The 14,462-nt window shown below is 72.2% G+C and carries 15 protein-coding genes; 5 read left to right on the forward strand and 10 right to left on the reverse strand.

The window, feature by feature from the left end:
- Window positions 1-461 precede the first annotated feature (461 nt).
- Entirely contained in the window at window positions 462-1,760 is a 1,299-nt protein-coding gene (locus ACRAKI_RS30105) for a hypothetical protein (RefSeq protein WP_447003864.1), read from the forward strand.
- A gap of 55 nt (window positions 1,761-1,815) precedes the next feature.
- Here the strand turns inward: ACRAKI_RS30105 and ACRAKI_RS30110 are convergent, their stop codons facing one another.
- The 3 genes from ACRAKI_RS30110 to ACRAKI_RS30120 are packed head-to-tail and all read right to left on the reverse strand — an operon-like array spanning window position 1,816 to window position 6,468.
- Window positions 1,816-2,616 (reverse strand): hypothetical protein, encoded by an 801-nt coding sequence (locus ACRAKI_RS30110; RefSeq protein ID WP_447003865.1) that lies wholly within the window; start codon window positions 2,614-2,616, stop codon window positions 1,816-1,818.
- A gap of 22 nt (window positions 2,617-2,638) precedes the next feature.
- A complete protein-coding gene (recG, locus tag ACRAKI_RS30115; RefSeq protein WP_447003866.1) occupies window positions 2,639-4,834 on the reverse strand; it encodes an ATP-dependent DNA helicase RecG in 2,196 nt (731 codons plus the stop codon).
- Window positions 4,835-4,848: 14 nt separating this feature from the next.
- Window positions 4,849-6,468 carry a DAK2 domain-containing protein gene (locus ACRAKI_RS30120; protein ID WP_447003867.1) on the reverse strand — a complete coding sequence of 540 codons (1,620 nt, stop codon included), beginning with the start codon at window positions 6,466-6,468 and terminating at the stop codon, window positions 4,849-4,851.
- Window positions 6,469-6,613: 145 nt separating this feature from the next.
- Here ACRAKI_RS30120 and rpmB point away from each other — a divergent pair, with 145 nt between their 5' ends.
- Window positions 6,614-6,805 (forward strand): 50S ribosomal protein L28, encoded by a 192-nt coding sequence (rpmB, locus tag ACRAKI_RS30125; RefSeq protein ID WP_033437952.1) that lies wholly within the window; start codon window positions 6,614-6,616, stop codon window positions 6,803-6,805.
- Window positions 6,806-6,944: 139 nt separating this feature from the next.
- Here the strand turns inward: rpmB and ACRAKI_RS30130 are convergent, their stop codons facing one another.
- From ACRAKI_RS30130 to ACRAKI_RS30145, 4 genes are read right to left on the reverse strand one after another with little or no spacing between them, the layout of a single operon-like run.
- Complete coding sequence (locus ACRAKI_RS30130) at window positions 6,945-7,619, reverse strand: uracil-DNA glycosylase (RefSeq protein ID WP_447003868.1); 675 nt, start codon at window positions 7,617-7,619, stop codon at window positions 6,945-6,947.
- 14 nt (window positions 7,620-7,633) lie between these two features.
- Window positions 7,634-8,155: a gamma carbonic anhydrase family protein gene (locus ACRAKI_RS30135; RefSeq protein WP_447003869.1), complete on the reverse strand. Its 522-nt coding sequence runs from the start codon at window positions 8,153-8,155 to the stop codon at window positions 7,634-7,636.
- A gap of 18 nt (window positions 8,156-8,173) precedes the next feature.
- On the reverse strand, window positions 8,174-8,605 hold the full coding sequence (locus ACRAKI_RS30140) for a GNAT family N-acetyltransferase (protein WP_447003870.1): 432 nt from the start codon (window positions 8,603-8,605) through the stop codon (window positions 8,174-8,176).
- A 53-nt stretch (window positions 8,606-8,658) separates the two neighbouring features.
- Entirely contained in the window at window positions 8,659-9,624 is a 966-nt protein-coding gene (locus ACRAKI_RS30145; RefSeq protein WP_447003871.1) for a thiamine-phosphate kinase, read from the reverse strand.
- 97 nt (window positions 9,625-9,721) lie between these two features.
- Between ACRAKI_RS30145 and ACRAKI_RS30150 the strand changes: the two genes are divergently transcribed.
- Together ACRAKI_RS30150 and ACRAKI_RS30155 are read left to right on the forward strand one after the other, a co-directional pair.
- Window positions 9,722-9,955, forward strand: a complete 234-nt coding sequence (locus tag ACRAKI_RS30150; protein WP_015104517.1) for an Lrp/AsnC family transcriptional regulator — start codon at window positions 9,722-9,724, stop codon at window positions 9,953-9,955.
- A 20-nt stretch (window positions 9,956-9,975) separates the two neighbouring features.
- Window positions 9,976-10,554, forward strand: a complete 579-nt coding sequence (locus ACRAKI_RS30155) for a DUF3515 domain-containing protein (protein WP_447003872.1) — start codon at window positions 9,976-9,978, stop codon at window positions 10,552-10,554.
- On the opposite strand, the gene ACRAKI_RS30160 is transcribed toward ACRAKI_RS30155, so the two are convergent.
- The gene (locus tag ACRAKI_RS30160; protein ID WP_447003873.1) at window positions 10,555-11,622 is read right to left on the reverse strand and encodes a D-alanine--D-alanine ligase family protein; all 1,068 of its coding nucleotides are present in this window, start codon (window positions 11,620-11,622) and stop codon (window positions 10,555-10,557) included.
- A gap of 178 nt (window positions 11,623-11,800) precedes the next feature.
- Window positions 11,801-13,195, reverse strand: a complete 1,395-nt coding sequence (gene pdxR / locus ACRAKI_RS30165; protein ID WP_447003874.1) for a MocR-like pyridoxine biosynthesis transcription factor PdxR — start codon at window positions 13,193-13,195, stop codon at window positions 11,801-11,803.
- 67 nt (window positions 13,196-13,262) lie between these two features.
- On the opposite strand from pdxR, the gene ACRAKI_RS30170 reads away from it, so the two are divergent.
- Window positions 13,263-13,910, forward strand: a complete 648-nt coding sequence (locus tag ACRAKI_RS30170; protein WP_447003875.1) for a pyridoxamine 5'-phosphate oxidase family protein — start codon at window positions 13,263-13,265, stop codon at window positions 13,908-13,910.
- Here the strand turns inward: ACRAKI_RS30170 and ACRAKI_RS30175 are convergent.
- Complete coding sequence (locus ACRAKI_RS30175; protein WP_447003876.1) at window positions 13,894-14,361, reverse strand: cysteine dioxygenase; 468 nt, start codon at window positions 14,359-14,361, stop codon at window positions 13,894-13,896. The genes ACRAKI_RS30170 and ACRAKI_RS30175 overlap by 17 nt on opposite strands.
- Between the last annotated feature and the right edge of the window lie 101 nt (window positions 14,362-14,462).

The following is a 14,462-nucleotide window of genomic DNA, read 5'->3' on the forward strand; positions in this document are numbered from 1 at the left end:
GCGGCGTTCCCTCCCGGTTACTCGGCGAGCCCCGCCCCACAGCGCCTTTGTGGCGCCGCTGCGGCGGGACTCGAGGAATCAAGGCACGTTACCGTGCGCTTCCCGCCACTCGGGAGTTCCATCTCACGTGACGGACGTCATCGTGATCGGTCACTCTCCCGGCGAGGCAGGCGCGACCGGGGACCATGCCACGGGATTGTCCCTTGCCCGGTCGACCTGCGCAGCCCCCGACACGGGCGGTCGATCGACACCCGATACCTCACAGTTGCCCGATCGCCGTTCACCCCACACGTTGGATGACCGACTCGTTACGGTGTGTTCGCCGCATCGGGTGACTACCGCAGGCGACTTCTCGGTAGGGTTGGCCCATGGCCGGGGCTGAAGGGACTGGGCAGCCTGCTGCCCGCACCCATTTCGACGTCGTTCTGCGCGGGTACAACCAGCGCCAGGTGAACGAGCGGGTGACGCGACTCGAATTCGACCTCAAGCACTCGAACCGGGCGCGGGAGGCGGCGTCGGCCCAAGTCGCGGAACTGAGCAAGCTCCTCGGCACCACCCGCGCCGAACTGGACAAGGTGAAGTCGCAGCTGAGCAAGCTGGCCACCAGCCCGACCAGCGCCTCGAACGTCACCGACCGCGTCCGCGTGATGATGACGCTGGCCGAGGAGGAGATCGCCGACATCCGCAAGGGCGCTTTGGACCAGGCGAACGCCACCCGCGCCGAGGCCGCGCGCGAGGCGGCCGAGGGCAAGGCGATGCACCAGCGGGCGATGGGCGACCTCGAAGAGCGGCGCCGGCAGCTGGAAGCGTCCCACCAGCAGCGGGCGAAGGACCTGGACCGGCAGCACGAGGAGCGCCGAGCCGAGCTGGAGAAGGCCCACGAGGATCTGCGGGCCACGCTGACCGCCGAGCACCAGGCGCTGCTGGCCGAGGTCCGCGCCGACCGGGAGCGGATGACCGCGGACTTCGAGGCGAAGACGGCGGCGCTGGAGGCGAGGCGCGTCGAGCTGGAGCAGAAGTACAAGGGCTACCACGACGACCTCGACAAGGAGTACGACGAGCTGCGCACGAAGCTCCGCAAGGAGCACGAGGCGCACGTCGTGGAGGCCAAGGCGGAGGCCGTCAAGCTGCTCGAAGCCGCCCGCGCCGAGACTTCGGAGTTGCGCGCCGAGACGGACAAGCAGATCGCCGAGCTGGAGGCCGAGGCGCTGGCCAAGGCCGAGCAGGCGGTGGCCGAGGCCAACGCACGGGCCGAGCGGACGATCACCGAGGCGGACGCCCACGCCGACCGGCGCACCACGGCGGCGGACGCGAAGCTGGCCGAGCTGCGGCGCGTGCACCGGGCGTTGAGCGAGCAGTTCACGGCGGCCCAGGAGGCTGTGTCGCAGGCGGTCGCCAAGCTCAGTCCGCTGGACGAGGAGAGCGACTTCGAATCCGGTGAGCCCGCGGAGGCAGGCCCTTCGACCTCCACCCGGCCTGAACCTGGGTCCAGCGAGCCCGGGTCCAGCGAGCCGCCGACCGGCACCGAGGGTGGGCGAGCAGAGCGGCCGACCCCCGAACCGGACGACACCGAGCCGAACGACACCGAGCCGGACGGCACCGAGCCGAACGACGCCGAGCCGCCGACCGTGAAAACCGCCAAGGTGGACACCGGCAAGCCCTCGTCCGGCAAGCCCGAACCCGAGGCCGAGACCGAGGACCGGTCCGAGCAGACGACCACCCAGCTGCCGATCCCGAAGTCGACCAAGCGACCGAAGTAGCCGGGAGCGGGCCTGCGGCCCACGGGGGCAGCCGATCCCTACTGGCAGCCGATCCCTACTGCGGCAGCTGATCCGCAGGCACGACCTCGCCCTGGTCCGGCACGGTGATCTCGACCGGCTCGCCCCAGTCGCGGAACCGGGTGGACGACTGCTTGACGACCTTGCCGTCCAGCTCGAACCGGTACTCGGCCCGCACCGGCGCGCTGGTGTCGTCCACCCACACCGACGCGGCGATCTTCACCCCGAACTCGGCCAGCTGCGTGTGCTGCAACTGCGTGTCCTGGTCCTCGATGACCTTCGCCATCTTCAGCGGGTCCACCACCAGGTCGAACCGGGTCACCGGCACGCCGTCCAGCTGCTCGGACCCCTTCGCCACGATCAACGCCGCGCGCGGCTGCACGTAGTCCAGCTCGGCGCCCACCATGGCGCTCGGCCCGAAGCCCCGCAGCAACGCGGCCACCTCGCCGCCGTCCGCCGTCGGGTAGAAGCCCCACTTCTTGCCCGCCGGCATCGGCGCGCCCTCGACCTGCACGTACGTGCCGTCCCGGACCACCACGAGCGCGATCTTCTTCGGCTCCCCGCCGGTCGACACGTCCATCGTCATCGAGCCGGTGAGCCCGTCGGCGTCCTGCCGCAACGCGCCGTCGACCACGTTGCGCACCTCGGTGGCCTGTCCATCGGACGCGAACCCCTCGGTGTGGAACGTCGCGGTGCCCAGTTCGGCCCGCCGCTGCTCGATCCGCTCGGCGAGCACCGCCAGGTCACCCTTGGGCGGCGGCGACGTGGTGGGAGCCGGATCACCGGCCATGCAGGCGACCAGCGCCAGCGGGACCAGGGCGAGCAGGAAACGGCGCACAAGGCAGGCTACCCAGACAGCCCTACGCCTTCTCCAGGTACTCCGCCCGCTCCTCGTCCAACAACCCGGCGACCAACCCCGCAAACCCGGGGTGCGCGGCCAGCTCCGGATCGGCCTCCACGACCTCCTGCGCCACCACCCGGGCCTCCGCGATCACGTCCTCGTCCCGCAGCAGCGACAGCATCTTCAACCCCGACCGCCGCCCGGACTGCGCCGCGCCGAGGATGTCGCCCTCGCGCCGCAGCTCCAGGTCCAGCTGGGCCAGCTCGAACCCATCCACAGTGGACTCCACCGCCCGCAGCCGCTCCATCGTGGACGTGCCGTCCGACACCTCTGTCACGAGCAGGCACAGCCCCGGCGCGCTGCCCCGACCCACCCGACCGCGCAGCTGGTGCAGCTGGCTCACCCCGAACCGGTCCGCGTCCATGATCACCATCACGGTGGCGTTCGGCACGTTCACGCCGACCTCCACCACCGTCGTGGCGACCAGCACCTGCACCTCGTTCCCCGCGAACGCCCGCATCACGGCGTCCTTGTCCTCGGGTGGCATCCGCCCGTGCAGGATGTCGATCCGCAGCCCCCGCAACGGCCCTTCCGCCAGCCGGTTCGCCACGTCCACCACCGCCAGCGGGGGCCGGCGATCCGCAGCGCCCTCCTTGCCCGCGTCCTCCTTCGGCGGCGCTTCCGCGTCGTCCTCGGACTCGCCGTCACCGATGCGCGGGCACACCACGTACACCTGGTGGCCCTTGCGCACCTCTTCGTGGATCCGCTGCCAGGCCCGGTCCAGCCAGCCGGGCTTCGACGCCACCGGCACCACGGACGTGCTGATCGGCGACCGGCCCTGCGGCAGCTCGCGCAGCGCGGACACCTCCAGGTCGCCGTACACCGTCATCGCCACCGTGCGCGGGATCGGCGTGGCCGTCATCACCAGCACGTGCGGTGTGGACCCGCCGGCACGCCCGCTCAGCGCGGCCCGCTGCTCCACGCCGAACCGGTGCTGCTCGTCCACCACGACGAACCCCAGGTCCGCGAACTCCACCTTGTCCTGGATCAACGCGTGCGTGCCGACCACGATCCCGGCCTCACCGGACACGATCTCCAGCATCGCCCGCTTCCGGGCCGCCGCGCCCATGGACCCGGTCAGCAGCGTCACCCGCGTCGCGTGCTCGGCCCCGCCCAGCTCACCGGCCTGCCCGAGGTCCCCCAGCAGCTCCCGCAACGACCGCGCGTGCTGAGCGGCCAGCACCTCCGTCGGCGCGAGCATCGCCGCCTGCCGCCCGGCGTCGACGACCTGCAACATCGCCCGCAACGCCACGATCGTCTTGCCCGACCCGACCTCGCCTTGCAGCAGCCGGTTCATCGGGTGCTCGCCGGACAGGTCCCGGACGATCTGCTCGCCCACCTCGCGCTGCCCCGCCGTCAGCTCGAACGGCAACCGGGCTTCGAACGCGTCCCGCACCAGACCGGCCCGAGGAGGGCACGCGGGCGCGGGGCGGGCCGTGGCCGACCGGCGGCGCTGCGCCAGCGCCAGCTGCACGGCCATCGCCTCGTCCCACTTCAACCGCTGCTGCGCGACCGTGATCGCGGCCCAGCCGTCCGGCCGGTGGATGTCCCGCAGCGCCTTCTCCAGCGGGACCAGCCCACGCGCGGCGCGCAGCGACTCCGGCAACGGGTCCTCGTCCACGCCGTCCCACACCGCGAGCACCTGCTCCACGCAGTTGGAGATGTTCCACGACTGGATGCCCTGCGCCGCCGGGTAGACCGGGATGAAGGCGCCCGCGAAGTCCGCCGCCGCCGCGTCCGCGCCGTCGAGCACCTGGTAGTCGGGGTGGGCGAGCTGGAGCTTGCCGTTGAACATCCCGACCTTGCCCGCGAACATCGCCTCGCGCCCCGGCAGCAGCTCCCGCTCGACCTTCCGCGAGCCGCGCCCGAAGAACACCAGGTGCAGGTCGCTGGTGCCATCGGTGATCGTGGCCTCCAGCAGCTCGCCGCTGCGCGACTTCATCCGCCGCTGCCGGGAGCTCTTCACCCGCGCCTGCACGGTCACGTGCTCGCCCAGCTCCAGCCCGGCGATCTCGGTCAGCTTGCCGCGCTCGTCGTACCGGCGCGGGTAGTGGCGCAGCAGCTCACCGACCGTGGTCAGGCCGAGGCCGGCCTCCAGCGCGTCGGCGCTCTTCTTGCCGAGCACCGACACCAGCTTGTCGTCGAAGGTCGTCATCCCGGCCCATCCAACTACTCGACACCGACAACCAGCAGCGCGTCCCGCTGCCCGCCCTCGTAGGCAGCCAGTTCCACCTCCGGGTGGGCGACGCGGAGGTGATCTTCCAGCACCCGCTCGACGCCGTCCGGGGCGGCCCGACCCAGCAGCACGGTGACCAGTTCACCGCCGCTGGCGAGCATCCGGTCGACCAGCCGGCACGCCAGCACGCCGACGTCGGCCGCGCCGGGTTCGATCAGCACGACCTCGCCGTCGACCATGCCGAGCAGGTCACCGGGCTCGCACCGGCCGACCCAGGTGATCGCCTCCCGCTCGGACACCGCGACCTCGCCGCGCCGGGTCGCCGCCGCGGCCTCCGCCATGGCGACCGCGTCGTCGCCGGCGCGCCGGGACGGCGAGTGCACGGCCAACGCCGCCAACGCCTGCACCGGCGAGAACGTCGGCACCACCACGACATCCTGACCCGCGGCGACGGCCTGCGCGACGGCCTCGTCCAGTGGTTCGCGCAACGACGGGTCGCCGGGCAGCACGGTCACCTGCCGGGCCCGCGTGCTCACCACCACGGCCAGCAGGTCGGCCGCCGTCACGTCGTCACCGGGGTCGAGCACCACCGCGCCCTCGGACCGGAACAGCTCGGCCGCGCCCTCGCCGTCGACCAGCGCCACGATCGCCCGGTCGCGGACGAACCGGGGCGCCTGGGCGGCGATCTGGTCGGCGAACCGGGCCACCGTGATGCGGTGCGGCCGACCGGCCCGGACACCCGCCTCGACGGCCGCGCCGATGTCGTTGCAGTGCACGTGCACGGTCCACAGGCCGGCGCCGTCGCCGACCACGGCCACGCAGTCGCCGACCGCCTGCAGCTCGCCCTTCAGCCGCTCCACCTCTGACGACCCTTCCGGCAGGTCGTCCAGCAGGTACATGACCTCGTACTCGAACTCCGAGGACCCGGCCTCACGCGCGGTGGTGAGGGCGTCGCGCGGCACCGGGACGTGCCCAGGAGGATCGTACGAGGGCGGGTCGTCGACCACCCGTCCGGTGATCACCGCCGCCAACGCGTCCAGCAGCACCACGAGCCCACGACCACCCGCGTCGACCACGCCGGCGCGTGCCAGCACGGCCAGCTGCCGGGGCGTGTTCGCCAACGCCTCCGCGCCGGCCTTCGCCGCGACCGTCACCACGTCGTCCAGCTCGTCGGACGCGCAGTCCCTGGCCGCCTCCGCCGCCGCGTGCAGCACGGACAGCACGGTGCCCGCGACCGGCTCGGACACGGCGGCGGTGGCCAGTTCGTCGGCCCTCTGCAGCGCGCGCCGCAACGAGGTGCCGGACGCCGTGGAGGCGCCCTGAGCGGCCTCCGCCAGCCCGCGCAGGACCTGCGACAGGATCACCCCGGAATTGCCCCGCGCTCCCGCCAGCGCTCCACGGGCGAGCGCGGCCAGCGCGGCTCCCACGGTGTCCACGGGCGTCCTCAACAACGCGTCCAACGCCGACCTCATGGTCTGGAGCAGGTTCGTCCCGGTGTCGCCGTCCGGCACGGGGAACACGTTGATGCGGTCCAGGTCCTCCCGATTGGCGTCCAGGGACCGCACACAGGCGTCCGCCCACTTGCGCACCGCGACCGCATCGAGAGCCCGCATGCCGGCGAGCGTATTCGACCCGATTTTGAGGCAGAACGGCCCACCGGCTACCCTGTCGGGGTTGCCATGCCCGGCTGAGGCTTGTGCACGCTTGCGCGCCCGCCGGGGCGTGAGTACCGATCAGGAACCTTAAGGAGTGGCTGACGTGGCTGCCGTGTGCGACGTCTGTGGCAAGGGGCCGGGCTTCGGCCATTCTGTCTCGCACTCCCACCGGAAGACGAACCGCCGGTGGAACCCGAACATTCAGACCGTGCGCGCGAAGGTTTCCTCTTCGACGCGGCAGCGGCTGAACGTGTGCACCTCGTGCCTGAAGGCGGGCAAGGTGGTGCGCGGCTGAGACCCGCGCCGAGAGCTTGGTGAAAGGCCCCCGGGATTCGTCCCGGGGGCCTTTCGTCGTCCTCAGTCGTTCTCGGCGGTGTCAGCCGCTTCCAGGGTTCACGCGCTTCAGGGCTCACGCGCTTCAGGGCTCACGCGCTTCAGGGCAGCTTCCAGTCCACCGGCTCCGCGCCCTGCCGCACGAGCAGCTCGTTCGCCTTGCTGAACGGCCGCGAACCGAAGAACCCACCCGCCGCCGACAACGGGCTCGGGTGGACCGACTCGACGCACCGGTCCGCGCCCAGCAACGGCTTGAGCGCACGGGCCTGGCTGCCCCACAGGATCGCGACCAGCGGGGAGTCCCGCTCGGCGAGCGCCTTGATGGCCTGCTCGGTCACCGGCTCCCACCCCTTGTTCCGGTGCGAGTTGGACTTGCCCGGCTGCACCGTCAACGCCCTGTTCAACAGCAGCACGCCCTGCTCGGCCCACGGCGTCAGGTCGCCGGTGGACGGCTTCGGGTGCCCCAGGTCGGACGTGTACTCGGTGTAGATGTTGACCAGGCTCTTGGGGATCGGCCGGGTCTCCGGCGACACCGAGAAGCTCAGCCCCACCGCGTGCCCCGGCGTCGGGTACGGGTCCTGGCCGACGATCAGCACGCGCACGGCGTGGAACGGCTGCTGGAACGCCCGCAGCACGTTCTCCCCGGCCGGCAGGTAGGTCCGCCCGGCGGCTACCTCCGCCCGCAGGAACTCGCCCATCGCGGCGATCCGATCGGCGACGGGCGCGAGTGCCGCGGCCCAGCCGGCTTCCATGATCTCCTCAAGCGGACGTGCCACGGCGGAAACCTACCTCAGTCGAGGCGCCGCAATTCCTTGCGGTACAGCAAGATGTTGGCCACGTACTTGTCGACCGCGAACTGCCAGGCGCCGTCCGGCACGACGTAGCCCTCGCGCACGCGGGCGGGCACGCCGAGCGCCATCGACCGGGCCGGGACGTGGCCTTCGAACGACACCACCGCGCCCGCGCCGACGATCGCGCCCGTCTCCACCACGGCGCCGTTGAGCACCACCGACCCGGACGCGATCAGGCACTTGTCGGCGATGGTCGCGCCCTCGATGTGCACGTTGTGGCCGATGACGCACTCGGAGCCGATCAAGGTCGGGTGGACGTCGGTGCAGTGCAGCACCGTGCCGTCCTGGATGGACGTCCGCGCGCCGACCTCGATGCGCCCGTAGTCGCCGCGCAGCACCGCCTGCGGCCACACGGACGCGTGCGCGCCGATCCGCACGTCGCCGATCACCGTCGCGTCGGGGTGCACGTAGGCGTCCGGGTGGATCACCGGCTCGTAGTCGCCCAGCGCGTAGATCGCCATCGACGTCCCTTCCGGGCCTCAGAGGTCCTTCGCGAAGCAAAGGCTTTCCGGATGATGCCGGTAGACGCCGAAGTTGTCGATGCGCGCGTATCCACTGGTTTCGTACAGCCCGATCGCCTCGGGCTGCCGCAGCCCGGTCTCCAGCACCATCCGCTTGCGCCCGGCCGCCCGCGCCGCCGTCTCCAGCGACGCCAGCACGACCCGTGACAGCCCGCGCCCGCGCATGGCCTCCACCACGTACATGCGCTTGATCTCGGCGTCGCCGGGGCGCAGCGAGTCGTACGCCTCCTCGTTGGCGCGCCACCCGCCGCAGGCCACGGGGACGCCGTCCGCGTACCCGACCGCGAAGTGCCCCAGGGGCGGGGCGAACTCGGCCGGGTCGACCGGCGTGACGTCACCGTCGCCGTAGCGGGTCACGTACACCTGCTGGAGGTCGGCGATCAGCTTCACCGAGTCTGGATGGTCATACGCGAGCGTGAATAGTTCCACACTCGCCAGGCTACCTACCGCCAGTGCTCCCAGCCAGGGGGTTTCTCGTACGCCCGGCCGTCCACCGTGACGCCGCTGCCGTGCCGGACGGTGCCGATGGTGCGCCACCCCTCGGGCACCGCCGCCGGCTCCGGGAACGTCGCCGCCAGCGCGTGGTCCTCGCCACCGGTCAACGCCCAGTGCCGGGCGTCCGCGCCGAGCGCCGCCGCCACGTCGATCAGCCGGGGGTGCACCTCCAGCAGCTCGGTCCGGATGTCGATGCCGATGCCCGATTCATCCGCGATGTGCCCCAGATCGGCCAGCAGGCCGTCCGACACGTCGATCATCGCCGTCGCGCCGGCCGCCGCGGCCTGCGGTCCGGCGGCGTACGGCGGTTCGGGGTTCCGCTGGGCGCCGACGACCGCGACCGGCGACCGGAACCCGCGCTGGAGGACGGCCAGCCCGCCGGCCGCCCAGCCGAGCCGTCCGCACACCGCCACGACATCACCCACTTGCGCGCCTGATCGGGTGACGGGCTCCAGACCGCCCATGTCGCCCATGGCGGTAACGGAGATCACCAGTGTCGCGGACGACACCATGTCACCGCCCACCACACCGGCGCCCGCGACCACCGCCTCCTGCCACAAGCCGGCCGTGATGCCCTCGATCACGGCGGACTGCGTGTCCGCCGGGCAGGCCAGGCCGATCAGCAGCGCGGTCGGCATCGCCCCCATGGCAACGACATCCGCCAGGTTCACGGCCGCCGCCTTGCGCCCCACCTGCTCAGGTGAGGACCAGTCCAGCCTGAAGTGGACACCTTCGACGAGCACGTCGGTGGACACCACGACCCGGCCGTCCGGCGCCGCGACCACGGCCGCGTCGTCACCCGGCCCGAGCAGCGTCGTGGGCGGTTGCGTCCGACCTGCCGTCACCCGGCGGATGAGACCGAACTCACCCACCTCAGCGACCGTGTCCGCGTTCCGCGGCGGCTCCGGACGCACGGTTGCCTCCCATTCTGAGCATTCGGAACCCCAACTGGGGTACGTTGCTGTGCACGTTCCTACCCCGACCTAACCTGTCGCGACGAAGGGGCACGCCGTGGTGCACGCATACATCCTCATCCAGACCGAGGTCGGGAAGGCAGCCGCCGTTGCGGCTGAGATCTCCGGCATCCCCGGGGTGGCCACCGCGGAAGACGTCACCGGACCGTACGACGTCATCGTCCGCGCCGAGGCCGACACCGTGGACCAGTTGGGACAGCTCGTGGTCGCCCGTATCCAGAACGTGGAGGGCATCACGCGAACCCTGACCTGCCCTGTCGTGCACTTGTAGGCACGTGCTGTCATAACCGGGTGGCACAGGAACCGGAACCCGCCTCGCTGCTCCCCCGTCCGCTGCTCGCCGTGGCCCTCGGCCTGCCGGCGCTGCTCGCGGCGGGCGTCGCGGCCGTGGGCCTCTTCCTGGGCGCGGGTGGCAAGGAAGAGGCAGCGGACCCGTCCGCCGACCACTCCGGGCCGGTCGCGCTGGTGCCCGTGCCGGCCCCCGAGGCCGAGTCGGACGAGTGCAAGGCGCTGGTGAGCGCCCTGCCCATGCAACTGGTGTCGAACGGCGCCACGTTGCCGCGCCGCGAGCTGGCGTCGCCCGCTCCGGCCGCCGCGTTGGCGTGGGGCGACAAGAAGCACGAGCCGGTCGTGCTGCGGTGCGGCCTGGACCGGCCCGTCGCGCTCACGCCCACCTCCGAGCTGCGGACGATCTCCGACGTGGCGTGGCTGGTGGTGTCCGAGGGCTCCGCGTCCACCTGGTACGTGGTGGACCGGCCGGTGTACGTGGCGCTGACCGTGCCGTCGGACGCGGGCACGGGGCCCTTGCAGGACATCTCGACCACGATCCGAGACACCCTCGCCAAGGGCCCCGTGGACACCAGGGGCTAGCTAGCGCAGGCCGGTGCCGCGGGCGATCGCGGTGTCGACCAGCGTGGTCAGCAGCGTCGGGTAGTCGATGCCGGTCTCGGCCCACATCCGCGGGTACATCGAGATGGGCGTGAAGCCGGGCATCGTGTTGACCTCGTTGACGACCAGCTCGTCGTAGTCGGTGACGAAGAAGTCGACGCGGGCCAGGCCCTGGCAGTCCAGCGCGCGGAACGCGGTGACGGCCATCTCGCGGAGGTCGCGGGCGATGTGCTCGTCGAGCTTCGCCGGGATGTCGAACTCGCAGACGTCGTCCAGGTACTTGGCGTCGAAGTCGTACCAGTCGACCTCGCCGCCGACGATGCGCAGCTCGGCGGGCAGCGACGCCTCGACCCGGCCGTCCGGGAACTCCAGCACGCCGCACTCGACCTCGCGGCCGGAGACGGCGGCCTCGATGATCACCTTCGGGTCGGTCTTGCGGGCCAGGGCGATCGCGCTGTCCAGGTGTGCCCAGTCCACGACCTTGGAGATGCCCACCGACGACCCGGCGCGCGCGGGCTTCACGAAGACCGGCAGCCCCAACCGCTCCCGGTCGGCCCCGGTCAGCGTGGCCTGGTCGCGCTGCAGCACCGCGAACTCGCCGACGGGCAGGCCCACTCCCTTGAGCAGGCGCTTGGTGAACTCCTTGTCCATGGCGACCGCGCTGGCGAGCACGCCCGGTCCCACGTACGGGATGTCCGCCAACTCCATCAGGCCCTGGATGGTGCCGTCCTCGCCCCACGCGCCGTGCAGGACGGGGAACACCACGTCCACGCCGGCCAGCACGTCGTTCGGCGCCACCGGAACCAGCTCGCTGCCGGACACGGGGACCAGCGCGTTGACGGTGGGCAGCTGCCGGTCCCGGACCTCCAGCGCCTTGGTGTCGTCTGCGCCGATCACCCACGCGCCCGCTTCGGTGATGCCCACCGGCACGACGTCGAACCGGTCCCGGTCCAGGTGCGGCAGGACACTGCCGGCGGACAGGCAGGAGACCATGTGCTCACTGCTGCGCCCGCCGAACACCACGGCGACCTTGGTCTTGCGCTGCGTCATGGCCCGGACCCTACCCGGATGGCCTAACCCCTCCCCGCCCCCGAACACCAATCCACCCACCCACACGCACAACTCGCAGGTGAGAGCGCTCCCACCTCCGCGAGTCCTCCACTCCCGCACCTCGAACCCACCACTCGGACACCGCGAGTCCTACGTCCCGAACACCCGAGTTCAACGCTCACGACGGGCGGGTGGCGGCGGCCAGGACGCGGATCAGGTCGGGCAACGCGGCGGTCAACTGGTCACGGGCGCAAGCGCTGTAGCCGATCAGGGCACCGTGGACCTTCGGCCGCGCGGCGTGGTGACGGGCCAGGCCGTCGAGCCGCAGCCCGCGGTCCTGGGCCTCGGCGAGCGCGTCCCGCTCCGCCTGCGCCGACGGCAGCGGCACGACGATGTGCGCGCCGGCGTCGTCACCCAGCACCGGGATACCCGCGTCGGAGAAGGCCGCCGACAGCAAGGCACGGCGTTCGGACAGTTCACGGCGGAGCTTGCGGAGGTGCCGACCGAGGTCTCCGTTGCGGGCCAGCTCGACCAGGACGCGTTGACCCGCCGCGGACGGGCTGGTGCCGGTCCGGTCGCGGTACGCCAGCACCTCGGCGGTGATCGACTCGGGCGCGACCATCCACCCGGCGCCCAGAGTGGGCGTCAGGATCTTGCTGGTGGTGCCGAGGTGCACCACGACGTCCGGCGCGAGGGCCGCCAACAACGGCAACGGCGCGACGTCGTAACGCAGCTCGCCGTCGTAGTCGTCCTCGACGACCAGCCACCCCTCCGCCCGCGCACGCTCCACCAACGCCACCCGCCGCGCCGCCGACATCCGCCCGCCCATCGGGTACTGGTGCGCGGGCGAGCAGTACACGCCCCGCACCCCCGGCGGCACGGCCTCCACCAACAGCCCTTCCGCGTCCACGGGCGCCTGCACGACCCGCACTCCCGCGGCCCGCAACGCCCACACCGCCCGCTGGTACCCCGGTTCCTCCACCGCCACGGCGTCACCGGGCCGCAGCACCGCCGCTCCCAGCTCCACCAACGCCGCCGTCGTCCCCCCGGTCGCCAGCACCAGCTCCTCCCGCAACCCGCCCCGCACCGCCAACCCCCGGTGCCGCAACAGGTGTTCGGCCACCACCGCCCGGTACTCCGGCAGCCCACCGCGAGCCGGCCGGAACAACGGCTGCACGTCCGCCGCCGCACGCCAGGCCCGCCGCCACGCCGCCCGGTCCAACCCCTCGGCCCAAGGCGCACCCGGAGCCAGGTCGACCACGTCGACCGGCACGGACGGCGGCGCGGCACGCCGGGTCCGCGACTTCAGCGCACCCGGCGGCGTGGTGGTCACGTAGGTCCCGGACCCGTGCCGTCCGGCGATCCAGCCCTCGGCGTGCAGCTGCTCGTACGCCGCCGCCGTCACGGTCCGGCTCACACCGAGCCGCTCGGCCAACGCCCGCGTCGAAGGCAGCCGGTCGCCGCTGCGCAGCCGCCCGTCGGCCGCCGCCGCGCGCAGGGCGTCCGCGAGCTGCACGGCCAGCGGTTCGGCCGAGGTGCGGTCCAACACCACCGCCAGCGCCGTCTCCGACAAAGTGGCCTCCTCAGAACGCCAAGAATTGGCACTTGCAGAGTGCCACTTTACCGGCGATGGTCAACGCATGACGTTGTCACCGACGGACCGCAGCACTGTCAAGCGCGGGAGCAAGCGTGCCGTGACCGAACGAGAGGCGCTGCACGCGATCCTCGACGCCGCCCTCGTCTGCCACCTGGCCGTCGTCGTGGACGACGCGCCCATCGTGCTGCCCACCGGTTACGGCCGCGACGGCGACACCCTCTACGTCCACGGCTCGACCGGCGCCCGCAGCCTCCGCCAGGCCGCGACCGGGGTGCCGGTGTGCGTCAGCGTGACCCTCGTGGACGGTGTCGTCTACTCCCGCTCGGTGTTCAACCACTCGATGAACTACCGCGCGGCCATCGTCCACGGCACCGCCGTCCCGGTCACCGACGAGGACGCCAAGCGGCACGGCGTGCGCGTCATCACCGAGCACATCGCGCCCGGCTCGTGGGACTACGCCCGCCCGCCGACGCCCAAGGAACTCGCCGCGACCGCCGTGCTGTCCCTGGACCTGGCCGAGGCGTCGGTGAAGGTCCGCAGCGGCCCGCCCGGCGACGGGCCGGAAGAGGTCGCCGCCAACGAGAAGTGGGCGGGCGTGCTGCCGCTGCGCACGGTGTGGGGCGAGCCCGAGCCGGACCCGGACCTGGTCGGCGGCTGGGACGTGCCGCCGCACGTCACCGCGCGGAGGTAGTCCCGGACACCGGGTCGAACCGGACCGGCCGGATGGTGCGCCCGCCGTCGCGGTACACGTGGATCGTGACGGCCGGGTCAACGCCGTCGTTGCGCACCTGGTGCGCGTACGACGGGCCGAACGCCCGCGACTGACCGGCCACCAGGTGGTGCAGCACCTGCGTCGGTCCGGGCGTGACGACCTCCGTCAGCGAGCCGCTGACCACGGTGAACGCGCCGCTCGTCGCGCCGTGGTCGTGCAGGTCGGCGCGCTGGCCGGGCAACCAGCTCATCAGCCACACCTCCTGCTCGTCGGTCTTCTCCACCAGCGCGGCGAAGCGGGTGTCGGGGTCGTAGCGGAGCAGGTGTGCCCAGCGCTCGCGCCGTGCCGCCGTGTCGAGCGCGATCCGCACGGGGTGCAGCGCGGCGTGCGACTGGGGCAGGGCGATGGTGTTCTCCGGAACGGCGAACATGGTTCCTTCTCGGGCTCGGCTGAGTGCGAGCCTCAAGGGCTCGCGGGACGCGAGGCGATCACCGAGGGAGACAGAGCGCGCTGGCGACGAGGCTGAGGTCG

The organism is Saccharothrix isguenensis, from assembly GCF_052936305.1.